This is a genomic window from Pseudomonas sp. VEM90 (genome assembly GCF_054611535.1).
This window is the reverse complement of record NZ_JBTRAR010000002.1, coordinates 203,735-227,144: the sequence shown is the minus strand read 5'-3', so window position 1 is coordinate 227,144 and position 23,410 is coordinate 203,735. Positions and strand designations below refer to the sequence as shown.

General features: G+C 57.7%; 24 protein-coding genes. 7 read left to right on the top strand and 17 right to left on the bottom strand.

What is annotated here, in order from left to right:
• Positions 1 to 72: 72 nt before the first annotated feature.
• From ACYCCG_RS03400 to ACYCCG_RS03355, 10 genes are read right to left on the bottom strand one after another with little or no spacing between them, the layout of a single operon-like run.
• Positions 73 to 1,713, bottom strand: a complete 1,641-nt coding sequence (locus tag ACYCCG_RS03400) for a phytoene desaturase family protein (RefSeq protein ID WP_459669425.1) — start codon at positions 1,711 to 1,713, stop codon at positions 73 to 75.
• Between the two features lie 21 nt (positions 1,714 to 1,734).
• Entirely contained in the window at positions 1,735 to 2,106 is a 372-nt protein-coding gene (gene fdxA / locus ACYCCG_RS03395) for a ferredoxin FdxA (protein WP_209969047.1), read from the bottom strand.
• A 40-nt stretch (positions 2,107 to 2,146) separates the two neighbouring features.
• On the bottom strand, positions 2,147 to 3,652 hold the full coding sequence (locus ACYCCG_RS03390; RefSeq protein ID WP_176682950.1) for a phytoene desaturase family protein: 1,506 nt from the start codon (positions 3,650 to 3,652) through the stop codon (positions 2,147 to 2,149).
• Between the two features lie 43 nt (positions 3,653 to 3,695).
• Positions 3,696 to 4,451: an SDR family NAD(P)-dependent oxidoreductase gene (locus tag ACYCCG_RS03385; protein ID WP_176682949.1), complete on the bottom strand. Its 756-nt coding sequence runs from the start codon at positions 4,449 to 4,451 to the stop codon at positions 3,696 to 3,698.
• A 31-nt stretch (positions 4,452 to 4,482) separates the two neighbouring features.
• Entirely contained in the window at positions 4,483 to 5,334 is an 852-nt protein-coding gene (locus ACYCCG_RS03380) for an alpha/beta hydrolase (protein ID WP_459669423.1), read from the bottom strand.
• On the bottom strand, positions 5,319 to 6,842 hold the full coding sequence (locus ACYCCG_RS03375; RefSeq protein ID WP_339442812.1) for a phytoene desaturase family protein: 1,524 nt from the start codon (positions 6,840 to 6,842) through the stop codon (positions 5,319 to 5,321). Before ACYCCG_RS03375 ends, ACYCCG_RS03380 begins: the two co-directional genes overlap by 16 nt.
• Complete coding sequence (locus ACYCCG_RS03370) at positions 6,839 to 7,738, bottom strand: diiron oxygenase (protein ID WP_176682946.1); 900 nt, start codon at positions 7,736 to 7,738, stop codon at positions 6,839 to 6,841. The genes ACYCCG_RS03375 and ACYCCG_RS03370 overlap by 4 nt, the downstream gene beginning before the upstream one ends.
• A gap of 32 nt (positions 7,739 to 7,770) precedes the next feature.
• The gene (locus ACYCCG_RS03365; protein WP_176682945.1) at positions 7,771 to 8,037 is read right to left on the bottom strand and encodes an acyl carrier protein; all 267 of its coding nucleotides are present in this window, start codon (positions 8,035 to 8,037) and stop codon (positions 7,771 to 7,773) included.
• A complete protein-coding gene (locus ACYCCG_RS03360) occupies positions 8,034 to 8,840 on the bottom strand; it encodes a MaoC/PaaZ C-terminal domain-containing protein (RefSeq protein WP_209969059.1) in 807 nt (268 codons plus the stop codon). The genes ACYCCG_RS03365 and ACYCCG_RS03360 overlap by 4 nt, the downstream gene beginning before the upstream one ends.
• Positions 8,841 to 8,842: 2 nt before the next feature.
• On the bottom strand, positions 8,843 to 10,111 hold the full coding sequence (locus ACYCCG_RS03355; protein WP_176682943.1) for a beta-ketoacyl-[acyl-carrier-protein] synthase family protein: 1,269 nt from the start codon (positions 10,109 to 10,111) through the stop codon (positions 8,843 to 8,845).
• Positions 10,112 to 10,475: 364 nt separating this feature from the next.
• Between ACYCCG_RS03355 and ACYCCG_RS03350 the strand changes: the two genes are divergently transcribed.
• Positions 10,476 to 11,144 carry an acyl-homoserine-lactone synthase gene (locus tag ACYCCG_RS03350; RefSeq protein WP_176682942.1) on the top strand — a complete coding sequence of 223 codons (669 nt, stop codon included), beginning with the start codon at positions 10,476 to 10,478 and terminating at the stop codon, positions 11,142 to 11,144.
• Here ACYCCG_RS03350 and ACYCCG_RS03345 read toward each other — a convergent pair whose 3' ends face one another.
• From ACYCCG_RS03345 to lpdA, 3 genes are all read right to left on the bottom strand, one after another.
• Positions 11,145 to 11,867, bottom strand: a complete 723-nt coding sequence (locus ACYCCG_RS03345) for a LuxR family transcriptional regulator (RefSeq protein ID WP_209969062.1) — start codon at positions 11,865 to 11,867, stop codon at positions 11,145 to 11,147.
• A 260-nt stretch (positions 11,868 to 12,127) separates the two neighbouring features.
• Positions 12,128 to 12,736, bottom strand: a complete 609-nt coding sequence (locus ACYCCG_RS03340; RefSeq protein WP_209969064.1) for a LysE family translocator — start codon at positions 12,734 to 12,736, stop codon at positions 12,128 to 12,130.
• A 274-nt stretch (positions 12,737 to 13,010) separates the two neighbouring features.
• Complete coding sequence (gene lpdA / locus ACYCCG_RS03335) at positions 13,011 to 14,411, bottom strand: dihydrolipoyl dehydrogenase (protein WP_176682939.1); 1,401 nt, start codon at positions 14,409 to 14,411, stop codon at positions 13,011 to 13,013.
• A gap of 207 nt (positions 14,412 to 14,618) precedes the next feature.
• Here lpdA and cfaB point away from each other — a divergent pair, with 207 nt between their 5' ends.
• Positions 14,619 to 15,803, top strand: a complete 1,185-nt coding sequence (cfaB, locus tag ACYCCG_RS03330; protein ID WP_021785301.1) for a C17 cyclopropane fatty acid synthase CfaB — start codon at positions 14,619 to 14,621, stop codon at positions 15,801 to 15,803.
• 83 nt (positions 15,804 to 15,886) lie between these two features.
• Here cfaB and cls read toward each other — a convergent pair whose 3' ends face one another.
• Complete coding sequence (gene cls / locus ACYCCG_RS03325; protein WP_209969067.1) at positions 15,887 to 17,326, bottom strand: cardiolipin synthase; 1,440 nt, start codon at positions 17,324 to 17,326, stop codon at positions 15,887 to 15,889.
• Between the two features lie 132 nt (positions 17,327 to 17,458).
• Between cls and ACYCCG_RS03320 the strand changes: the two genes are divergently transcribed.
• Complete coding sequence (locus tag ACYCCG_RS03320) at positions 17,459 to 17,986, top strand: DUF3617 domain-containing protein (protein ID WP_176682936.1); 528 nt, start codon at positions 17,459 to 17,461, stop codon at positions 17,984 to 17,986.
• Between the two features lie 212 nt (positions 17,987 to 18,198).
• Here the strand turns inward: ACYCCG_RS03320 and ACYCCG_RS03315 are convergent, their stop codons facing one another.
• On the bottom strand, positions 18,199 to 18,579 hold the full coding sequence (locus tag ACYCCG_RS03315; RefSeq protein ID WP_459669415.1) for a glutamine synthetase: 381 nt from the start codon (positions 18,577 to 18,579) through the stop codon (positions 18,199 to 18,201).
• 114 nt (positions 18,580 to 18,693) lie between these two features.
• Here ACYCCG_RS03315 and zigA point away from each other — a divergent pair, with 114 nt between their 5' ends.
• The 3 genes from zigA to ACYCCG_RS03300 are packed head-to-tail and all read left to right on the top strand — an operon-like array spanning position 18,694 to position 21,537.
• Positions 18,694 to 19,902 carry a zinc metallochaperone GTPase ZigA gene (gene zigA, locus ACYCCG_RS03310; RefSeq protein ID WP_176682934.1) on the top strand — a complete coding sequence of 403 codons (1,209 nt, stop codon included), beginning with the start codon at positions 18,694 to 18,696 and terminating at the stop codon, positions 19,900 to 19,902.
• The gene (locus ACYCCG_RS03305; protein WP_459669413.1) at positions 19,899 to 20,525 is read left to right on the top strand and encodes a DUF1826 domain-containing protein; all 627 of its coding nucleotides are present in this window, start codon (positions 19,899 to 19,901) and stop codon (positions 20,523 to 20,525) included. Before zigA ends, ACYCCG_RS03305 begins: the two co-directional genes overlap by 4 nt.
• A 40-nt stretch (positions 20,526 to 20,565) precedes the next feature.
• On the top strand, positions 20,566 to 21,537 hold the full coding sequence (locus ACYCCG_RS03300; RefSeq protein ID WP_459669411.1) for a CobW family GTP-binding protein: 972 nt from the start codon (positions 20,566 to 20,568) through the stop codon (positions 21,535 to 21,537).
• Here the strand turns inward: ACYCCG_RS03300 and ACYCCG_RS03295 are convergent, their stop codons facing one another.
• Complete coding sequence (locus ACYCCG_RS03295) at positions 21,538 to 21,930, bottom strand: DUF3301 domain-containing protein (protein WP_003253259.1); 393 nt, start codon at positions 21,928 to 21,930, stop codon at positions 21,538 to 21,540.
• Positions 21,931 to 22,050: 120 nt separating this feature from the next.
• Here ACYCCG_RS03295 and pdxY point away from each other — a divergent pair, with 120 nt between their 5' ends.
• Positions 22,051 to 22,923 (top strand): pyridoxal kinase PdxY, encoded by an 873-nt coding sequence (gene pdxY, locus ACYCCG_RS03290; protein ID WP_004575195.1) that lies wholly within the window; start codon positions 22,051 to 22,053, stop codon positions 22,921 to 22,923.
• Here pdxY and ACYCCG_RS03285 read toward each other — a convergent pair.
• The gene (locus ACYCCG_RS03285; protein WP_003253263.1) at positions 22,920 to 23,405 is read right to left on the bottom strand and encodes an acyl-CoA thioesterase; all 486 of its coding nucleotides are present in this window, start codon (positions 23,403 to 23,405) and stop codon (positions 22,920 to 22,922) included. The genes pdxY and ACYCCG_RS03285 overlap by 4 nt on opposite strands.
• Positions 23,406 to 23,410 lie beyond the last annotated feature (5 nt).

Sequence of the window (23,410 nt, the reverse complement as noted above, 5' to 3'; positions counted from 1 at the left end):
CTCTCCATGATGAATTGCACAGTGCCAGCTGCCTCATGCACGACAGGCCTTACCCCCCGGCGTTGCGTTGACTCAAGCGCTTACCTGGGCCTCAGCACGCGTGCCGACATCCATGATCTGGTAGCGTAGCTTGCGGCCGTCGACAGCGGCAGCGGCTTCGACACCACCCGTCATAGCACCAAATATCCCGTGCCCGGTGCGGGTGGATGCGCCACACAAGAACAGGTTTCGTATTTCGGTTTTGGTACCCGGGCGATTATGCAGGAAGTACTCAGGCGTGAATGCCAGGCCATAAGATGTTCCACCGGCTGAACCGATGAAACGGGTCACCGAGAACGGGGTGGAGACTTCCTGATACACGATATGCTGCGACATACCCGGTATCACGCGTTCAGCCAGTGCAATCAGTTGCCGCGCATACCATTCCTTCTTGGCCAGGTACGTTGGGTTGTTCCGGTAGCTGCCATCCGCTACCTCGGCCTGCGTAACACCCCAGCTTTCCGGGTTCGAAGGAACTGCCGACATAAATTGCAGGTTGTAGATGCCTGGCGGGGCAATGGCCGGATTGTCCGGGTCCTTCATGGTGGCATTACCGATGAACAGATGGGGCTCATCCGGGAACTGTCCGGCGAACACCTCACGGTAGGCACGTTCGTAGTCGCAACCGGGATAGATGCGATAATTGGTGTTCTTCAGCCCCATCGCCTTCAGGTCCATATCGACACCCAGGTAAACCACACCCATAGCCGGCGACATTTCGAAACACTCTGCCTTGGTGACGGTTTTAGCCGTGAGGTGGTCCCGTCCGATCAAGTCCAGCAAGGTGTGTTTGATGTCGGCGTTGCAGATCACCGCGTCTGCCTTGACCGTACGTTTGCCCAGATGCTTGTTACTGAATTCGACACCTACCGCGCGGCCCTTCTCGACCAGGATACGCTCGACCTTGGAACGCAGCAGGATCTTGCCTCCGTTGCGTTCGACAACCGCGCCGAGTTTGTCAGAGAACATCTGCCCCCCTCCCGACGGGTAATATGACCCTTGCAGGAAGTGGTTCACCACCGCAGCGTGGCCAGCCATGGTCGCCCTGCTGGGCGGTTGATGGTAAACGCCAAGCTGCCCGGTCAGGATGGCGCGCAGGCGCTGATCCTGTGTGCAGGTGTCGAGAAACTGGGCGACCGTCGATTTCGAATGACGCATCAGCATCCAGGAACGTGGCAGCACCCATAGCGCCGAGAGCGGCCGGGAGTGAATGCCCATGAAATCCCAGACTTGCTGTAGCATCTTGAAATAACGGTTGATGCCTGATTTTTCCTTGGGGAACGCATCGATGAGCCTTTCCCGGAAGCGCTCATATCCGCGCGGCACGGCAAACTGAAAATCGGGGAAACAGAGCGTTTCGAAACCTTCTGGATCCTGCTCGATAAAGTTGATTTCACCATCGTCGATGCCGGCGCCGCGTAAAATACGCGGGATCAACCCTTCCTTGCCACAGTCGCCGATGTAATGAAGACCTACGTCGAACTCGTAATCCTTGCCCTTACGATGAAAGACCGTGGCGCAGCCCCCCATTTCATAGTGCATGTCCAGCACCAATACCTGCTTGCCACGATTGGCGAGGGTAGCGGCTGCGGTCAGTCCACCAATGCCGGCACCCACGACAATCACGTCGAAGGTATCGTTCTCCAGCGTCTTGAATCGGTCATAGCTTTGCATGGGCATTCGTCCGGGTGCACTTCAAGCGTGCTGCAGATGGTGGTCGCGGGTCGGATCGACCGCTTCGGCTTCGCGCACAAGGTGTGCAAGTTTGTTCGGCTGATGACTCCACTTCTGGTAATCGTCCAGCGGTGGGATGCTCTGGAGAATGACGGGCCAATGTTGTGCAAGCTCGGCATTCAACGCCAGGAAGTACCGATTACCGTCATCCAGGCGGTTCTCCGGCAAAATCGCCTCTTCAGGGCATTCCGGCAGGCAGAGACCACAATCGACGCATGCCTCCGGGTTGATCACGATGAAGTTCGGCCCCAGGTGGAACGCGTCTGCAGGGCATATATCCACACAGTTGGTGTGTCGGCACTGGATGCAGTTGTCCGTCACTACATAAGTCATGGTTAGTCTCTCGAGGTCGTATTTACGGGCACATCACTGGCTAGAAGTAGCGGTCAACCAACAAGCGGGCAGACAACATCGTTCCGATGAAGCCAGCACCAGGGAACGTCCACGCGCCCACCTGGTAAAGCCCCTTTACCGGATACTTCTGCGGGAAACGGTTAAACAGTCCGGACTGCTGAGGCGTTTGTTCGAACCCATAGATCGCACCCTGTGGGTTCTGTGTGAACTTGGTCATCGTGCGCGGTGACCCTGCTTCACAGACTTCGATGTGGTCGCGCAGGCCTGGAATGACGCGCTCGGCATTAGCGATCAACAACTCGGTCAGCGCGGCTTTCTTGCGGCGGTAAGCGAGTTTTTCCAGCGAGTGCCAAACGTCGGGGCCGGTGAGGGTGAACAGGCCAAGGCTGGATTTTCCAGGCGGCACCATGGACGGATCGACATTGGAGAAATAGTTGATCGACCAACTGGTGTTGTCCTGATGCAGTTCGCCGGCCTGGATATGTTCGAATTGCGCGCGTTGCGTTTTCCCGGGTGAAAAGAAGTGGATGTATTCCTCAGGGTCGACACCCAGTTCACTCAGCGGGCAATCCAGGCCCAGATACACCTGGAAGCCGGATACCGAAAACTTCAGCTGGTTCAACCGAGCGAGGTATTTGCTGGAGAAGTGCTCTTTTCCTGCCAAACCCACCACGGCATGCGGCGAAACATTGGCCACGACGTTGCGGGCCTTCACCGGCCCCGATCTGCGCGTGACGACGCCGGTGACCCTGCCTCGGTCGACCATTATCTGCTGGACTCCCGACTCCAGTTCGACACGGCCGCCGTGCGCCTCGATAACTTCGACCAATGCCGAGGAAAGCGCCTGCGAGCCGCCCTTGATCGAGTAGCCGCCGTTTTCCAGATAGTCGATGAAGGGGTACGAGAAATAGCCGAATGCCAAGTCTTTCGCCGGCAGCCCGTAGTAGCTCCACTGTGCCGACAGTACTTCCTTCAGGCGTTCGTTGCGGGTGAACCTGGAAAAGTACTTATCCACCGTTTCATGGCCATAGCGCAGAACCCGGGGATAGGCGAAGGGGGTCGCGACAAATCGCATCCAGAACGGTTTGGGTGAATAAAGGAAGCCGCAAAGGTCCTTATAGTTGCGCTTGGACTCGGCGAACAACCGATTGATGTTGTCGATTTCCTCGGGGAAGCAGCGATACAGGGTCTGTTTGTAACCTTCCAGGTCGCGATGCCCTACGGTGATGTCGATATCGGGTGAACGGTAGCGATAGAGCGTCGGGTGATGGAGAAACTCGATCTTGTCCGCGACACCGCAAGCCTCGATCACCTTGAATGAATGCGCACCGCGGACGACACCATCGAACGAATGCAGGGACACATCGAAGGTGAAGTCTTTACGGCGAAAATTGCTCGCGTAACCACCCGGAATATTGTGCTTTTCCACCACCAGGACTTTTTGACCCCGTTGGGCCATCAGGCTGGCGCTGGCGAGCGCGCCCAGCCCTGCTCCTACAAAAACAGTATCGTATGATTGACTCATGAATGCTCCAGGCATCACCACGCAGCAGATTGCGCAAGGCGAATCAGGCTGTCAGGCCACCGTCGATCAGGAAGGTCTGGCCAGTGATGTAGTCGGCTTGCGGTGACAACAGGAAGCTGGCCAATGCAGCAACTTCCTGTACTTCACCGAAGCGCTTGAGCGGGATGTTGTCGGTGATCGACTTGCGCACATGATCGGGGATCTGATCGATCATGTCCGTGGCGATGTAGCCGGGCGCGATGGCATTGACATTGATCTTGAAGCGCGCCAGTTCCAACGCCATGGTCTTGGTGATACCAATCATCGCGGCCTTGGTCGCGGAATAACCCAATTGGCCCTTGTTCCCCTTTACGCCACTGACGGAGGACATGTGCAAAATCTTGCCTCGCCGTTCACCAGCCATGGCCGGGACCAACGACTTGCTGAAATAAACCGCCGAGTCGAGGTTGGTCGCAACCACGTCGCGATAGCGCTCGACATCGAGGTTGAACAACAGCTGGTCGCCAGTCACGCCCATGTTGTTGATCAAGCCATAGGGGCCGCCAAGATCGTTGACCAACTGTTCGCACAATGAACTGACCGACTGGAAGTCCCGACCGTCACAGGCATGCCCGTGCGCCCGGCCACCGTTGGCGGCTACCTCCTGCTCGAGCTGGCGGGCCGCGTCAGCAGAGGATTGATAGGTGAACGCGACCTCATAACCCTCACGCGCCAGGTGTTGTACAAGTGCGCGCCCTATACCGCGGGTACCGCCGCTGATGAGTATCCACTTGCCTTTGCCCAGCTGTTGGACATCCATGTTCTGTTTCCTTAATTCAAAGAGCCCAGAGTCAGGCCGTTACAACGGGTTTATGAGATTCTGCACGGGCGAAGAACGCGAAGATCTCCTGGAAGTACCGATCCCGGTGCTTCTTATGGTTTTCCAGGTGGCGACACGCTTCGAAGCCGACCACATGCAGGGATGTGCAATCCAGGCTCAGCCTTGCCACACTCGCCTCGGGGATATAGCGGTCACTCAACCCGTAGAAGTAAGCGATTGGCAGGTGGTGAACGCTCTTGAGGGAATGGTCGATCGCACAAGTACCGGTAGGCACTGCCAGACGGCTTCCGCTGATCCAGCGCATGGCAAGGCGTAACGGACCACGCGTGAAATAGCTGCGAACCGAGACAGGCACGCTGTCCAGAACTGCCGAGGTGAAGGGCGAGGCGTCCCGTGCCAAGGCATGTGACAGGTGGTAGCCACCAAATGAGCAGCCCACAAGATGAATCGGCAGGCCTGGGTATTCCCGGGCGATCTTTCGCGCAATGGACAAGACGTCATCGGCGAATGCATGACCACCGATGGTGCTGCGCCCAAAGCCTTTGAAGTTGAAGGCAATGACGTGGTAGCCCTGTTCCAGGAATACCTGATCGATGCCGTTCTCAAAAAAGTAGTGCATGCCATATTTCAAGAACGGATGGCAAAGCAGCACAACACCCTTGGCTTTGGCTGGGTTGGCCAGCAACACCGCACCTTCCAGCTTGCTGCCGTCGCTGGCCGTCTCAACGAAGCCCTCGGCCCGGCTGGGTACGTCGCGCTCCCACCCTTGTACCTGCCTGAACATCACGCGAATGAAAAGTTTGGAAATGGCTATCCCAAACCGGGTGGGGGACTGTTCAACCGCTCTCATGCGCGTCTCCATTGCCTGGCTTTCATCTCGGCATAGCCAAAGGCGGCCTCGTAACTTGGGCCAGCTACCCAAGCGCTGAGAAATTGCACGCCCTGCACCGGGAAGCCGTGATGGAAGACATGCCCTTTGAGGTCGGTACCCACCATCGCCCCGTAGCCAGAGCCATCAGTGTTATTGGTGAAGCGCACATAGGTATGCGGGGTTGCCACTTCCGTATGCAGAATGTGACCACGCAGTTCAGGAATCTGAGCCAGCAGCCGCTCTACCAGCACCTCACACGCGCGTTGCTTTTTCGCGCGATATTGCGCCGTACGCCTTGCAGGCCAATGTGCGATGGAATCAAGCACATTGATACACACGACCTTGCCGCCAGCGGGTGCCAGGGCGTGATAGTTGGTGACCTCGATCGGGGACATGGCCCAGAAGGCTTGTTCACAGAGCTCTGGCTGAAAACCACTGCGCTCGGCGTTGATGCGTAGCTCGGCTGCCAACGCGGGGTCCGCAGCAAACAGCATCGACTCGCTATGCCGCAGCCCCAGCTGTTCGGGTGCTTGATCCGTGGTCAGGTACACCGTGGTGGTCGAGCGTGCCGGCTTCAACGCGGCCAGCTTCTCTCGGGTGCTCGTCAGGTCCACATCCGCCTGGAACAAATGCTCCACAGCATAATGGGGTGAGGTATTGATGAAGACCTGTGGCGCATGAAACTCACCAGCACGGGTGCGTACCCCCGTGACATTGCCTTGGTTGTCGGTGGTCACCTCTTCTACAGGCGTGCTGAGCATGATCTTGCCCCCGGCCTGTTCGATCTGCTGCGCCAGCAAGTCGGACAAGCGTTGGGAAGAGCCTGCGACATAGGCGTTGCCGCGATTGAGCGTGGCATACACCACATGCAGGTAGTACAGGTAGCCCAGATCCTCCGAGTAGCCGCCAACATAAATGCCAGGGGCTGCCAGAATTTCAATCAGGTAGGGGTCATCGAACAACTCATGCAACGCTTCACGCACGGTCTTGTGCTTGAGGTTACGATGGGCCCAGCGCAACTGCGCCATGTCAGGTTCGAAACTGCCATCGAGCATCTGGAACTGGTAGTACCCGTTGCGCCCATAGGTGCGTACCTGAGTGAAAAAGGTAACCAAGGGCTCTGCCTGATGAGGGAACCGTTCGATCAGTTGCCGTTCGACCTGGTCGGCATCGTTAGCCAACGGCAGCGCCGTGCCGTTCTGGTAGGCGCAGAAATAGTCGTTGGGGTAGACCAGGTTCAGTTCATCCTCAAGGCCCAGATCCCGCAGGATGCGGATGAGGTTGCCCCCTTCCGACATGCCGCTGAGCTTGTGCAGGCTGCAATCGAAAATCGCCGATTGCTTGGGCCGGCTGAACGTCGAGGCATAGCCCCCAACCACAATATGCTTGTCGAGCATCAGGACGCGTGCACCGCGATCACGCTTGACCAGCATGGCCGCGCAGGCCAGGCTCGTGATCCCGGTACCCACGAAGACCGCGTCCCAGGTCGAAGAACTCATTGCCGCAGCCCCAACTTGTCGATCCAGGCGTAAATTTCGGCGAAGCGAGCGTCGTTCAGTCGAGCATTGTTCGGTGAGCGCCAAACCTCTTCGATTTTCGCCTTGTCATCCACTGCAATCGGAAACGCGAAGGAAGTGTGCAACGCGATCTCGGGGTTGTAGGTGAACATGTCGATCAGCGCCGGAATGATTTTCCGGCTCATCGCTTTAACCTGGGCGATCGATTCAGCGCTGGCAGTTTCGAAGTAGGACTCGCTGATCCAGCGGCCAAAGGCGATGTGCCGTGCCTCGTCATAGTGATGCTCACGGAACAGGGTACGGGTCATGGGTTCGACCGCAGCGCCTTGGGAGGTGTGCATGGCCCCCATTTCGGCAACCCATTCGATCAACAGCGTGAACAGCACGCCAACCGCCGGCTCCATTTTTGGCAGTGTCTGGGTCAGCAACTCATAGAGCCCGACCGGTGGGTTCCAGATCTGCAGGCCAGCCTTGGCCATGAAGCGCTTGAAGGTGAGGGTATGAACGATCTCTTCCTTGGAAAAGATCATCAGGTATTCCTGCAGGTCCGGCGAAATACGGTCATGGAACTGCGTGATGTAGCCCATGTATAACGGCGGAATGGTCTGCTCGAGCCAGATGAACATGGAAATGTCACGGCCCGTCTCGAGCCAGGCCAGTTCCAGTTTCTGGGCCTCGGTCAAGCCTTCGCAATAGCGTGTTCCATTGATCCACAGATGCTCGGGATCCTTGGGGTAAAGGCTTCGATTGATGTCCTGGTCCCATGGTAGTACGGTCGCGTGGTCCATCGTCTTGTGATGCGACACTTCGCTTAACTTGCGAACCTTCGACTCCCTCGCCGGGGAAATAGCGAGCACACTGTTGGTCAGCGTAGACATTTCCTGCTCCTCCATGAATTGGGCCCAGCGGCTCAGGCCTCGACGGCAGTCGATTCCTTGAGCTCAACAATGAATTCACAGAGCTGGCGCAAAGTGGCGATCTTGCGGGTGACGAACGAATCCGGGTTGATCGCCACGCCGATCTTTTTCTGCACGACCACCTGCATCTCGACGAAGTCCAGGCTGTCGAACTCCATTGCTTCAATGGTGGTATCGAGGGTCACTTCGTTGTCGTCGACATCCTTGAGGTCCAGGATCAGATCACGAACGATGGTGAATACTTGGTCAACGGTGGTCATTGTTTCGCTCCTGTGGGGGTGAGAACGGTTTTAATCATCAAGCCTAGGGTTATGGTCATCACATGGCTGCCGCTAACGACGACACCCAGGTCGAGGGTGCCGACGGCCTTGCCTGGTGTTTCAATCAACAGAATGTTGTCGATCTCGCAGCGGATATCGGATTGCAAACTGCCCAATGAACGCAGTTGCGTGCAGAACGTGATCTGGTGACTGGTCTGGACGACCAGGTGATTGGTGATGTCCTCGATACGCTCGGGAACCTGGTGTTGGGCAAATTGCCCGGACAGGCGCTCGAAGATCACCCCCAGATGGTTGCGGATGAAGTGGGAAAATATCAGCGCATCCAGTGCCACCCAATCATCTAGCCCCTTGCCCAACCCGTCACGAAACTGGGTAAGCCAAGCCTCTACATATTCCCGGTCAAGCGCGAAGCCTGGGGATTTCGATGTCCACGTTGGCGGCGGAACTTGAGACACATGGCCGAGCACATGCTCGCCTTCACTTTTTTCTGAACGCAGCGTAAATGCAGTGCTTGCACTGCGGGGGCGGGTAGCAAGCGCGACAGGGCAGTTGCGCAGGACCGGCGCCTTCAGTAGCGCCTTGAACTGTACCCAGTCCTCATCGCGGCCCTCGGCAACACGCCCCATTTGATGTTTGATTGGCAGCAGCGCCAGCATGCCGTGCACCACGACATCCGCGGCGTCCATGCGCCGCGCTGCTTCCAGGTCAAAATGGATAGGGTTGCGGTCGCCGGAAAGATCAGCCCACGCTTCGATCTGTTCAGGGCCAAATTGCCACTGCATGATCATTGCACCTTACGCAGCATGATGCCGGCATTGGCGCCACCGAACCCGAAGCTGAGGTTCAGCACGTTTTCCAGGTGCTGTCCGTGCAAGTGCTCGTTAGGGACGAAGTTCAGGTCGCACTCAGGATCGGCCTCATCCAGATGGATGGTGGCCGGGATCGTTCCGCGGGCAATGGCTTTGAGGCAGAAGATTGCTTCCATCGAACCTGCTGCACCAATCAGGTGGCCGGTGTACGACTTGGTGCTGGACATCGGAATGCCATGGGCAGCGTCACCCAGCGCCAGTTTGATGGAGCGGGCTTCGTTGACGTCGTTCAGCGGGGTGGAGGTGCCATGCAGGTTGATGTAATCAATGTGCGGTGCATCGACACTGGCTTGCCTGCACACTTCCTGAATCACCCGCACTCGAGCCAGCATGTCCTCGGCCGGGGCCGTCATGTCGAAGGCGTCCGAGTAGTTGGCGTAGCCGGTGATTTCGCCAAGGATCTTGGCGCCGCGGGCCTTGGCCAGCTCATAATCCTCAAGACACAGTACCGCTGCGCCTTCGGACAGGATGAAACCGCTTCGCCCTTTGCTGAACGGACAGCATGCCAGGCGCGGGTTTTCCTGCTCCTTGCTCAACGCCTGGATGACGTCGATCGACCAGACGTTGAACTGCTCTTTCAACGACTCGCTGCCACCGGCGATCATCATTTTCGCTCGACCGGCACGAATCGCTTCATAGGCCTCGCCAATGGCGATGGTGCCAGTTGCGCAGGCTGCCACCGGGCTGTTTTGAACGCCGCGCATGTTCCAGTTCATGGTGATGGCAGCCGTCGCGGCATTGCACATCGACATGACCGTGGCGAACGAGGTGGAAATGCCTTGTTGGCAGTATTCGTTGTTGTTGAAGTTCGCCGTGTCCAACCCGCCCCAACCGGTGCCGAGAACGACACCACGGTCGAACGGTGCGACCACGTCATCCAGTGGTGTGTCGCCATAAGCCATGTGCAATGCTTCATGGGCCGCCACCAAGCTGTACTTGGCGAACAGAGGCAACATCTTGGAAATCTTCTTCGAGAACGGTCGCATGGCCTCGCGGCCAAAGTCATCGATAAAACCGAAGAAGCGCGCATGGATCGTCGGATCATCAAAACGGTGCAGACGATAGCCGATCTGGTAATCCATCATCGCGTCCCAGATAGCATCGGCGTTCTGGCCGAGCGAGCAGATCGCACCGTAACCAGTAACGACGACGCGGCGAGGTGCTGGAGAGGCTGGCTTTTCCATTGTCTTCCCTGATTGATGTGCTGACGTGACAACCCTTGTATGAACAAGGGCGGCATTGAGTGCAGGCGATAACTGCCAGGGCCGAAGGTACGATGGTTTTCGATACCCACCGCAACCGTGCGCCTGGCAAATAGCGTCTTGTAAGTTGTGAAAACTGGCGTCCTACACAACGCCCCGAGAAGTGTGCCCAATTTTGCGATGACGACAACTGTATCTAGGTGCAGGTGTTTGGTATTTGGAGAAATACCGACGGCCTGCATGCACTTAAGTACAGGTTGCTCAGCGCCGTCAGTTGATAGAATCAGCAGGTTGTTATACCAACGCCCACGCGAACGCCATACCTGAGGCAAGGGAACAGCCCAACATGATAACTATCGACTTTCACAAGATTGAATACCGTCGTGACCCGCATCCCTGGGTTGCCGAGTTATACGGCTTACGCAAGCATGTCTTCTGTGATCGCCTTAATTGGAAGGTCGCTGTGAGAAATGGCATTGAATTGGATGAATATGACAATTGGAACACGACTTATCTGGTTGGCACTTGCCAAGGCATACCGTTGGCAGGCCTTCGCCTGATCAATACACTGCACCCTTATATGGTTGAAGGTCCCTTTCGCGATTTCTTCAGTTGCATACCGCCCAAGCGGGCATTGATGGCTGAATCCAGCCGCTTCTTCGTCGACAAGACCCGTTCACGCAAGTTGGGCCTGGCGCACTTGCCATTGACCGAAATGTTGCTTTTCAGCATGCATGACCACGGCGAACTGACCGGCTTGAAATCGATCGTCACCGTGGTCAGCGATGCCATGGCGCGCATCGTTCGACAGGCAGGCTGGCACTACCAGATTCTGGACAGCGGCGAGGCGTCGCCGGGTGAGACGGTGCATTTGCTGGATATGCCGATCAGCTCGTCCAACCGCCTGCGACTGCTTGAAAGCATTGCGCGTAAGCAACCGCTGTCATCCCTGCAGACCCAGCAGTGGCCGTTGAGCCTGCAGTTGCACGATGTATCCGACAACCACATCGCCTGATCAGATGATGCCCTGTCGCTTTGCCTCGTAGACGGCTTGCTTGGCGTTGCCGACCTGCAATTTGCCAGAAATGTTCGACATGTGGAATTTCACTGTGCGCTCTGAAATTCCACAGTCCGTGGCAATTTCGCGGTAGGTTTTGCCGCGCATGACCAGTTGCAGCACGCCCAGTTCGCGGGTGGAAAGCGGCCCATCGGCCGCACTGGAAAACAGCTGATCCGTTGTGCGCGAGGTCATCAGCCAACTATGAAATTCGATCAGTAGCAGTTGCAGCTGGCTTTGCTGCTTGGCCAGACGCCGATCAAAATCTACCTGCGAACCCGCATCGCACACACTCAAGGCACAGAATGTCCCGGAAGCATCGCGCAGGGTGAATGTGGTACCCGAGCAGATTTGATAACGGGTGGCGCGCCTGAAGAAGTCCACGCCTTCGGGACCGCTGTTGGCAAGGGCATCGTGCCAGGAGAAGGGGGTGATCTCCTTGAGCCCATGTTTGATGATCGGGTCAATCAGATAGCTCTTGTTATCTTTATAGCTTTTGACCCAACTCGGTGGGTAATTTGAAATGATAATCGGTTCTACGTTGCGATTGTGCGTAGCCGCGTAGTAAGCGTATTTCAAATCCTTCAAACCACACAATTGACGCTGCAACTCGTCGTGCAGGTGTGTGATGGGGTGGTTTTTATCGCATGTCGTGGCTGCGTCCCGGTTTCGACTTTCCATGTCGTCTTCCCTGCCGTTTTTACGGCGCCAATAAACTGGCAGAGCCATTGCGCCGTGCAAACCCTTTTAGAGTTGTTGTTCGAAGAGATCGTGATTCTCGGATTACCGCGCAAGCGTGATGGTCGGAGATATTAAAAAGTAAGTCAATGAGAATGCTGGATCTCTGGTTACCCGTTTTTCGTGGCTATCGAGATTACGTCCAAAGTACGTATCGCATGTTACATATAGATTGCGACTTTCGGATAAGTTCAACGATGGTTCTATTTGCTGGCCGAGGCCATCAGAACCCCAAAACAAAAGAAGGTAATACCGGAGAGCTTGCCGACGATTCGCGCACCACGGTTGGTCGACAACCAACCCCTGGCACCACTGGCCATCAGTGCGTAGCCGGTGTGTACCAGCACGACCAGCAACGCGTAGGAAGAGACCAGCAGGAAGAACTGCCTGTAGTAGTTGGCCTGCGGGCTGATGAACTGTGGGAACACCGCCAGAAAGAAGAATCCAGCCTTGGGATTCAGCAGCTGGATCGACAACGCTTCGACGAAGCGCCGCCAAGGTTGCGTGGCGGTCACGGTGAGCTCCGGGATGAAACGCTGGGTACGCCACATCTTCACCCCCAAGTACAACAGGTACAACGCGCCGACGTACTTGAGTACGGTGAACGCCGTTGCCGAGGTCGCCAGAACCAACCCCACGCTACTGGCCGAGAGCCCAGCGACGATGAAAGCGCCCAGGGCGATACCGAAGATCCCCGTCAGAGCACCGCTCCAACCGTGGCGCAGGGCATTGGAGAGAGTCAGCACCACCCCGGGGCCGGGGCTCAATACGGTAAGGGTCGCGAGGATGAGAAACAGTCCATAACTGGCCATGCAAGGTGCCTCCTGGCAATAAATTCAACAGCTACCGGGTGTCCGCAGCCTGGACTGCTCCAAGTAGCCCCGGTTAACAACGCGCCTGTACCGACCACGTGCAGCGTGGCCCATTGGATCTGCCCCTTCAGCCTGTGACAACCTTTATTATCGAGACACATGAAAAGCCCTCCATCCGGAGGTCTTTTCATTTCTGATATTCAGAAAACGGCCACTCACTCATACGATCCAGATCATGATCATGATCATGGCCTGACGCAGCGAGTGGGGCTCATCAGATTTGCATGGCCATGCCATCCACATTCATCGCCGCCTGGCGCAGGGCCTCGGAGCGCGTCGGGTGTGGGTGGCAGGTGAGGGCGATATCTTCTGCCGAGGCCGAGAACTCCATAGCCACGCAGAACTCACCAATCATCTCGCTGACGCTTGGGCCCACCAGGTGCACACCCAGTACTTCATCGGTTTCGGCATCGGCGATGACCTTGGCGAAGCCTTCGGTCTCGTGGTTGATCTTGGCACGGCTGTTGGCGGTGAAGGGGAACTTGCCAACCTTGTAGACACGTCCTTCGGCCTTGAGCTGCTCTTCAGTCTTGCCCACGGTGGCCATCTCCGGGCGGGTATAGATCACGCCAGGGATGAGGTTGTAGTTGACCTCGTGGGGCTTGCCGGCGATGCGTTCGATACAGGCCACCGCTTCGTCTTCGGCCTTGTGCGCTAGCATCGGGCCCGAAGTGACGTCGCCAATCACCCAGACACCCGGCACTGAGGTACGGTGGTGCTCGTTGCCGAGCATGCCGCGCTTGTCGGTTTCCAGGCCCACGCTTTCCAGGTTCAGCCCTTTGGTATAAGGACGGCGGCCGATAGCCACCAACACGTAGTCGGCTTGCAGCGATTCTGCGGTACCACCGGCGGCAGGCTCCAGCGTCAGGCTGACGCCATCGGCACCTGCGGTAGCCTGAGTCACTTTACTGCCCAGCTTGAACATCATGCCTTGCTTGGCGAGAGCCTTCTGCAGGGCCTTGGCGGTTTCCGTGTCAGTGCCTGGGCAGATGCGGTCCAGGTATTCGATGACAGTGACCTGACTACCCAGGCGGCGCCAGACCGAACCCAGCTCAAGACCGATCACGCCAGCACCGATGACGACCAGGTGCTTGGGCACTTGCGGCAGCGACAGCGCGCCGGTCGAGTCAATGATGCGCTGGTTGTCGACGGTCACACCTGGCAGAGGGGTAGGCTCAGAACCGGTGGCAATGACGATGTCCTTGGCCTGCAATGCAGTTTCGCTTCCGTCTTCGGCCTTGACCACGACCTTGCCGATGCCATCCAGGCGGCCCCAGCCTTTGATCCACTCGACCTTGTTCTTGCGAAACAGGTATTCGATGCCCTTGGTCAGGCCTGTCACGCTCTCATCCTTCTGTCTCATCATCTGGGCGAGGTTGAGGGTGGGCTTTACTTCGATACCGAGGTGGGCGAACTCGTCACCGCTGGCCGCTTCGTAAAGCTCCGAAGCATGCAGCAGTGCCTTGGATGGCATGCAGCCGACGTTCAGGCAGGTACCGCCCAAGGTCGAGCGGCCTTCCACGCAGGCAACGCTCAGGCCCAACTGGCCAGCACGGATGGCTGCGTTGTAGCCGCCAGGGCCACCGCCGATGATCACCACGTCATAGGATTTCATGGGTTCAACTCCAGGATGTAGAAGTGCGAGAGGGCACAAGGTTAAGCTGAGACGCACGGATTGTATACAATCTGCTGTGTGGATAAGATCAGTTGGTTCTAGACCATGGTCTTGCTTAGAGGAAACATCCTACAGATGAACTACTCTGATCCGGTGACGTTCGAAATATTAGGCGTCGTGGCCAATTACGGACAGGAGGGGTGTTTCATGCTTGCTCAACTTCCACCTGCATTGCAGAGCTTGCATCTGCCGCTGAGGCTGAAGCTGTGGGACGGCAACCATTTTGATCTTGGGCCTAGTCCTCAGGTCACGATTTTGGTCAAGGAACCACAGCTGATCAGCCAGTTGACCCACCCAAGCATGGACCAGCTAGGCACCGCATTCGTCGAAGGCAAGCTGGAGCTGGAAGGCGATATCGGTGAGGCCATCCGCGTGTGCGACGAGCTGAGCGAAGCGCTGCTGGCGGATGAGGATGAAACGCCGCCGCAACGGTTGTCTCATGACAAGAGCACCGACGCCAAAGCGATCTCCTACCACTATGACGTGTCCAACGCCTTCTACCAGCTTTGGCTGGACCAGGACATGGCCTATTCTTGCGCCTACTTCCGTGAGCCGGACAATACGCTCGACCAGGCGCAGCAGGACAAGTTCGACCACCTGTGCCGCAAGCTGCGCCTGGATGCCGGTGACTACCTGCTCGATGTTGGCTGTGGCTGGGGCGGGCTGGCGCGGTTCGCTGCCCGTGAATATGGCGCCAAGGTGTTCGGCATTACCCTGAGCAAGGAGCAATTGAAGCTCGGCCGCAAGCGTGTGCAAGCGGAAGGGCTTGCCGACAAGGTCGACCTGCAGATTCTCGATTATCGCGATCTGCCCCAGGATGGTCGCTTCGACAAGGTTGTCAGCGTGGGTATGTTCGAGCATGTCGGGCATGCCAACCTGGCGCTTTACTGCCAGAAGCTGTTTGGGGCGGTGAGGGAAGGGGGGCTGGTGATGAACCACGGCATCACTGCCAAGCACGTCGATGGCCGACCGGTCGGGCGCGGGGCGGGTGAGTTCATCGATCGCTATGTATTCCCCCACGGCGAGCTGCCGCACCTGTCGATGATCAGCGCCAGTATCTGTGAAGCCGGGCTGGAGGTAGTGGACGTGGAGAGCCTGCGCCTGCACTACGCTAAAACCTTGCATCACTGGAGCGAGAACCTGGAGAACCAGTTGCACAAGGCGGCAGCGCTGGTGCCTGAGAAGACCCTGCGGATCTGGCGTTTGTACTTGGCCGGGTGTGCCTACGCCTTTCAAAAGGGGTGGATCAACCTGCACCAGATATTGGCAGTGAAGCCATACGCCGACGGGCATCATGACCTGCCCTGGACGCGGGAAGACTTGTACCGCTGAAATCGTAAGTGTCTCAGCCCTGATTTGGCTTTGCAGGAGCGGCCTTTAGCGCGAAAAGGCCGCTTTCAACGGGAGTGCTCACCCTAAAGAATCGGCGATATCAGCCGCGCAATTCGCATCCCCAATTGCTGCAGTCGATGGGTATCTTGGGTGTCTTCTGCAGTAATTTCCCGCGCTTGTTCGAAGTCTTCCTGGAGCATGTGCTCGACCTGGTCCGCGAAGCCGCGATCGACGGTCAGCAGGGTAATCTCGAAGTTCAGGCGGAACGATCGGTTGTCCAGGTTGGCACTCCCAATGGCGCTGACGTCATCATCCACCAGCACTACCTTCTGATGCAGAAACCCGGGTTGGTAACGGAACATACGTACCCCCGCGCGCACTGCTTCGAAGGCGAACAGGCTGGAGGCGGCGTAGACGATGCGGTGGTCAGGGCGTGACGGGATCAGCACCCGCACATCGACTCCTCGTAGTACCGCCAGCCTCAAGGCGGCGAACACGGCCTCGTCAGGGATGAAGTAGGGGCTTGTGATCCACACCCTGCGGGTGGCCGAATGAATCGCTTCAAGGAAGAACAGCGAGCAGGTTTCCTGTGAGTCTGCCGGGCCGCTGGCCAAGGCCTGACACAGCACGCCGTTGTCCGGGTACGTATCGGGCAGGATCAGCGGCGGTAGCTGGCGCGTGGCCCAGTACCAGTCTTCGGCGAATGACTCTTGCAGGCAGGCCAGTACCGGACCGCTGATCTGTACGTGGGTGTCACGCCAGGGTGAAAGCTGTGGATGTTCACCCAGGTACTCGTCTCCCACGTTGTGACCGCCGAGGAAGCCGAGCAACCCATCCACTACCACAATCTTGCGATGGTTGCGGAAGTTCACCTGGAAGCGGTTGAACCAGCCGCGACGGGTGGCGAATGCATGGATCTGCACACCGCCGTCACGTAGCAACTGGCTGTAGCTGGCCGGCAAGGCGTGGCTGCCGACACGGTCGTACAGCACGAACACCTGCACGCCTTCGGCGGCTTTACGTAGCAAGAGTTGCTGCAGTGCCTTGCCGAGGGTGTCGTCATGAATGATGAAGAACTGCACCAGTACCACATCGCGTGCTTTCTCGATGGCTGCGAAGATCGCATCGAAGGTGGCCTTGCCGTTGATCAACAATTTCACCTGGTTATTTGCCAGGCATGGCATGCGACCTAGCTTGGGCATGGCGCGCAAAGCTGTATAGCTTTCCGACTCGCGGGCGGCAAGGGCTTCTTCAACCCAAGGCCGCCAGTTGAGATTGGCCATGGCCACGTGCATTTCCTGGTTGGCCTGGCGCCGAGCCTTGATGTAGGCATAGAACGAGCGGGCGCCGAAGATCAGGTAGGGGATCAAGGTGAGGTAGGGGATGAAGAGCAAGGGCATCGCCCAAGCAATGGCGCCCTGGGCTGTCCGTACGGTGAATAGCGCATGCAGTGCGGCGACAATACCCAGCAGATGGATCAGGCCGAGTAGGTAACCAAAGAAGTAGGGGCTGTGGTAATCCATATGCATCCTGCTTGCCGAGTACACTTGAGGTAACAGAACACGTTCCCGGTCCGCCTGCAACCCGCAGGCGGATTTGGCGTCTAAGGCTCAGTCCGGCCCGTTTGACCGGATTTTTTCCAGGAGCGTTCGTCCATGAAGAATCGTCTGCCACTGTTGGCGTTGGCCCTAGGCATGAGCAGTCCGCTGGTGCAAGCCCAGATGCTGCAACCGGGTTTGTGGGAGCTGACCACCAGCAACATGCAGGTCGATGGCAAGCCGCTACCCGACATGGAATTCATGCTCGGCCAGTTGAAGAACCTGCCGCCAGAGCAGCGCGCGATGATGGAAGGAGTGTTGGCCAAGCAAGGGGTAAGTATAGGTGGCAAGGGTGTGCGTTCGTGCCTGACGCCAGAACAGGTGGCAACGAATGACATTCCGCTGCAGGACCCGAAATCGGGCTGCACGCAGAAAATTACTGACCGTACCGGTAACGTGTGGAAATTCCAGTTCAGCTGCCCAAAGGCACAGGGTAGTGGCCAGGCTACATTCCTCAGTGATCGGGAATTCACCACCCAGGTCAGTGGCACGTTCAACGCTTCGGGTGTGCAGCAGCAAGGCAGCATGAACACGCGTGCGGTGTGGTTAGGCAATGATTGCGGGGCGGTCAAACCGCGCAGCTGAAATCCCCACTGGTGAGTGGCAACCGCGTCGTGGGCATGCAGGCTCGGATAGTTCCACGTGGAACATTTCATTTCGATCCTTGCCTCGATGCGGTTACGGCTTAGCTTTTCGGTCTGACAAAGGGCTGGTCAAGGCTGGCGTTTTCAGCACGAGCTCGACGCTGACTTACAAAAGAGGCGGCAGAGAAAAAGCGTTCTAAATAAAAGCAGGGGTCAACGGCACTCCTCGATCAAGCTGCAATGCAGCTTGAAGCGCTCCCCGCTGGAACTGGATACGCGGTTCCAAGTGGTCCAGCCTACGCGGCGGCTGTAACCCACCCAGGCCTCGCCATCGCTGGCCAGGCCGGTAAAAAAAGTCAATGTGCCATAGCGGCTGTTGGTTTGTGCCCACAGCCGACGGCTGCTGAAGTCGTAGCCGCGAAGGTAGAAGGTGCTGCCTTCAGTACGCACACTGTAGTAACTGCCTTTGCCGTCCTGGCAAGCGAGCAGCGTCGCACTTCGCGTACAAAGGGCCAGTGTTTGGTTTTGTGGCATGGCCAACAGGGAAGCAGGCATGGCGAGTAACAGCAATGCCATGACGCGTGGCAGATTCATTTTTCATCCTCTGTGAGCACTCGTCCGTCGAGAACCACTTGGCGAAAGTGTATTGTTACTTTATAACATTATGCAATGCATCGTTTCGAATGCGTCTGCCTGAAGAGGTTCGCCATGTCCAATCGTCTCCCCGTCACCGTGCTGTCCGGCTTTCTCGGCGCCGGCAAGAGCACGCTGCTCAACCATGTGCTGCGCAACCGCGACAACCTTCGGGTCGCGGTTATCGTCAACGATATGAGTGAAATCAACATCGATGCCAGCGAGGTGCAGCGCAATGTCAGTCTCAACCGCGCTGAAGAGAAACTGGTCGAGATGAGCAACGGCTGCATTTGCTGCACGTTGCGCGAAGACCTGCTTGAGGAGGTTGCGCGGCTGGCCGAAGAGGGGCGTTTCGATTATTTGCTGATCGAGTCCACCGGTATCTCTGAGCCACTGCCAGTGGCTGAGACTTTCACTTTCCGCGACGAGCAGGGTCGCAGTCTGTCCGATATGGCGCGATTGGACACCATGGTCACCGTGGTCGATGGCTTGAACTTCCTGCGCGACTATCAAGCAGCAGACAGCCTGGCCAGCCGCGGCGAAACGTTGGGCGAAGAAGACGAGCGGTCGATCAGTGATTTGCTGATCGAGCAGGTCGAGTTCGCAGATGTGCTGCTGCTGAGCAAGATCGACCTGATCAGCCAACATGAGCGCGAAGAACTCATCGCCATTCTGCGCAGCCTCAATGCCCGGGCGCAGATTGTACCCATGGTCATGGGCCAAGTGCCGCTGGCACGTATCCTCGACACCGGGCTGTTCGACTTCGATCAGGCGGCCCAGGCACCAGGCTGGTTGCAGGAACTGCGCGGTGAGCATGTGCCAGAAACCGAAGAGTACGGTATCGCGGCCATGACCTGGCAGGCTCGACGCCCGCTTCATCCACAGCGCTTTTACGACTTTATCCACAAGGACTGGAGTAACGGAAGGCTGCTGCGTTCCAAAGGCTTTTTCTGGTTGGCCAGCAAATATCAGGAAGCAGGCAGTTGGTCGCAAGCGGGTGGCATGATGCGCCATGGTCTGGCTGGCCGCTGGTGGCGCTTCGTGCCACGCGAGCAGTGGCCACAGGATGTGGATAACACCAGCGAGATCTTGAAACACTGGACCGCTGAGACCGGTGACTGCCGCCAGGAGTTGGTGTTTATCGGGCAGAATATCGACTTCGAAAAATTATCCACAGCCCTCGATGCATGCCTGTTGACGGATCAAGAAATGGACTTGGGTCACATGGGTTGGTTGCGTCTACCTGATCCATTTGGCCCATGGCATGAGGAGGCGGCAGCATGAACCTGGCGCACCGACCTGTGGATATCTTTCAGGTGTTTGGCGAGACGCCCCAGGTGCTGGCCGAAGTGCTGCAGGATGGCGTAAACCTGACCGTATGGCGGCGGCGCTTGCCGGCACAACTGGAGGACTTTGCCGCACTGGTGATCAGCCTTGGCCAGCCCTTGGCTGATCAGCGGGTAATTGATGTGGACGAGGAACAGAAGCCGGTATTGCCAGATCTGCTGCGTGAAGCGGCGGATTTGCATGGATATGAAGCTTTCGTTGCTGATGTGACCTGGTTGGTGGCGGCTTATACCTGCCTGGTTGGCGCACGTCGGGTCGGTTTGCGCTTGCGCGTTCTGGACGGTCCCATGTGTCCACGCTTCCATGTGGATAACGTACCTTTGCGCCTGCTCACCACCTACGTCGGCCCAGGTAGCGAATGGTTGCAAGAACGGGATAGCGGTCGTGGTGAGTTACACACAGCTGAACCATCTGTGGATAACATCCAGAAACTGCAAGCCGGTGAGGTGGCGATACTCAAAGGTGAAAAATGGCAGGGTAATGAAGGGGTAGGCCTGGTTCATCGGTCGCCTTCGGCACAGCAGGGGCGTTTGCTGCTCAGCCTTGACTGGCTGGCCTGACAGCGCATAGTGAGGCATCACCGCCGCCTGAAGCCACGCCATGTTGCAGAACATTCCCACCCATGTAATTGCTGGCCCGCTGGGTGCTGGCAAGACCACTTTGATCCGTCAATTGCTGGCTCAGCGCCCAGCCAACGAGCACTGGGCGGTATTGATCAACGAGTTCGGCCTGGTCGGCCTGGATGCAGCCTTACTCAGCCGTGACGAAGACGGCATTGCCATCGGCGAGGTCGCAGGTGGCTGCCTGTGCTGCGTCAACGGCATGCCGTTCCAGGTGGGCCTGGGCCGATTGCTACGCAAATCGCGGCCTGACCGGCTGTTTATCGAACCTTCCGGCCTGAGCCATCCGTTGCAGCTGCTGGCTCAGTTGCAACAAGCGCCTTGGGTTGGAGTGCTGACAATTCAGCCACTCTTGATGGTTGTGGATGCCCAGGCCATGGCTCGAAACGAGCCGCTTCCAGAGGCTCAACAGCAGGCTTTCAATGCCTCTGAACACGTGGTTTTCAATAAATCAGAGGCTGTGGATGAACAACATAAGTTGTTGATAACTAATAAATTTAAAGAAAAGAGCATCATGTGGACCTTGCAAGGGCAACTGCCGCTGTCCGGCCTCCCGACGGCATCTCCACAGATTGTTGACAGCTCATTACTGAAAAACCAGATTGTCGACAATCCTGGAATCGCTCCCGCATTACTGTGGACAGACCCCCGTCAGCCGATCTGCCTTGCCCAGCAAGGGGAGGGCGGTTGGAGTATTGGCTGGCGGTGGCACCCTGGCCAAGAGTTTTATCCACAGCGGCTGAAGGCTTTCTTGTGTGCTTTGCCATGGCGACGGGCCAAAGGAGTTATCCACAGCATGGAGGGGTGGTGGTCATTCAATGGGCTGAATGGGGATATGCCCGCTTGGCAGCCCAGCGACTGGCGCAGGGATAGCCGTATCGAGCTGATTTTCGATCAGCCGCAACCGCAACCCGCGTTGCAAGCCGGGTTGAATGAATGTCGCGTCAGTTGATCAGTTGCGCCAGCGGTTGTGCTCCTGGCGCCATTGCTGCATCTCTATGACGTTGTCGGCGCGTGGTGGGGTCTTGATTTCGAACGGGTAGGGCGCCAGTTCGATCTGCACGCTGTGGGCGCCGAACTGGGTCGCGGTGCCGGGGTGACGTTGCTCACCCGTGACGGTGAATTCGAAGGCATAGACGCGTGCCAGGCGCTTGCGGCCATTGGCATCCCGGACAAAGGCGATGCGCTTGAGCGCTACGGCATCATCAAGCAACTCCAGGTCGAGTTTGGCGCAATGCTGTTTGACCCGTTCCAAGGCCTTTTCACGCAACCCATGGTTGTGCCACAACCAAGCGCCTGCCGTGGCTACCAGCATCAGGACGAAGAGGTTCTCCAGGGTCAACATTTGCATATGCTCCAAACAGATAGATCCAGCTTAACTGCGTTCCTGGCCTGTCGTACAGGTAGCAATCGAGTTCATACTGCGCTGCGCACAATCCTTGAAACAGCTTTGGAAAACTCCCGCATGAAACGTACCCCGCACCTGCTCGCCATTCAGTCCCACGTGGTGTTCGGCCACGCCGGCAACAGCGCCGCGGTATTCCCCATGCAGCGTATCGGGGTCAATGCCTGGCCGCTCAATACCGTGCAGTTCTCCAATCACACACAGTATGGCCAGTGGGCGGGTGAAGTGCTTGCCCCAGCGCAAATTCCTGCGTTGGTGGAAGGTATTTCCAATATCGGCGAACTCGGCCACTGCGATGCAGTGCTTTCCGGCTATTTGGGCAGCGCCGAACAAGGGCGAGCGATCCTGGCCGGCGTCGAACGGATCAAGGCGGTAAACCCAAAAGCGTTGTACCTGTGCGACCCGGTCATGGGGCACCCGGAAAAAGGCTGCATCGTGCCGCCGGAAGTCAGTGAGTTCCTGCTTGACGAGGCGGCAGCCACGGCGGACATCCTGTGCCCCAACCAGCTGGAGCTGGACAGCTTCTGTGGGCGCCGCGCCCAGTCGCTGGAGGATTGCGTGAACATGGCGCGCAGCCTGCTGCAGCGTGGGCCGCAGGTTGTACTGGTCAAGCACCTGGCGTACCCCGGGCGGGCCGAAGAGCATTTCGAAATGCTGCTGGTGACCGCCGAGCACAGCTGGCACTTGCGCCGCCCACTGCTGGCGTTTCCGCGTCAGCCGGTGGGGGTGGGTGACCTGACCTCAGGCCTGTTCCTGGCGCGTGTGCTGCTTGGCGACAGCTGGGTGCAGGCATTCGAATTCACGGCTGCGGCAGTGCATGAAGTGCTGCTGGAAACCCAGGCCTGCGCCAGCTACGAATTGCAGCTGGTACGGGCCCAGGACCGCATTGCGCACCCACGGGTGCGCTTCGAGGCGCAGTTGCTGGCGCTTTAAATGGCGTCGGTTTTCAGGTCCTGGTAGCGCTTTTCCAGTTCCTGGCGGATCTGCCGACGCTGCTGGCCCTGCAGGAAGCGGCGCTTTTCTTCGCTGCTGTGCGGCTGGCGTGGTGGCACCGGCACCGGGCGGCGGTTGTCGTCGACCGCGACCATGGTGAAGAAGCAGCTGTTGGAATGGCGCACCGAGCGCTCGCGAATGTTCTCGGTCACGACTTTGATGCCAACCTCCATCGAAGTGTTGCCGGTGTAGTTGACTGATGCCAGGAAGGTCACCAGTTCACCCACATGTACGGGTTCACGGAAGATCACCTGGTCGACCGACAGGGTCACCACATAACTGCCGGCATAACGACTGGCGCATGCATAAGCCACTTCGTCGAGGTACTTGAGCAGGGTGCCGCCATGTACGTTGCCAGAAAAGTTGGCCATGTCCGGGGTCATCAGGACGGTCATGCTCAGCTGGGCGTTTCCAGGTTCCATAGTGT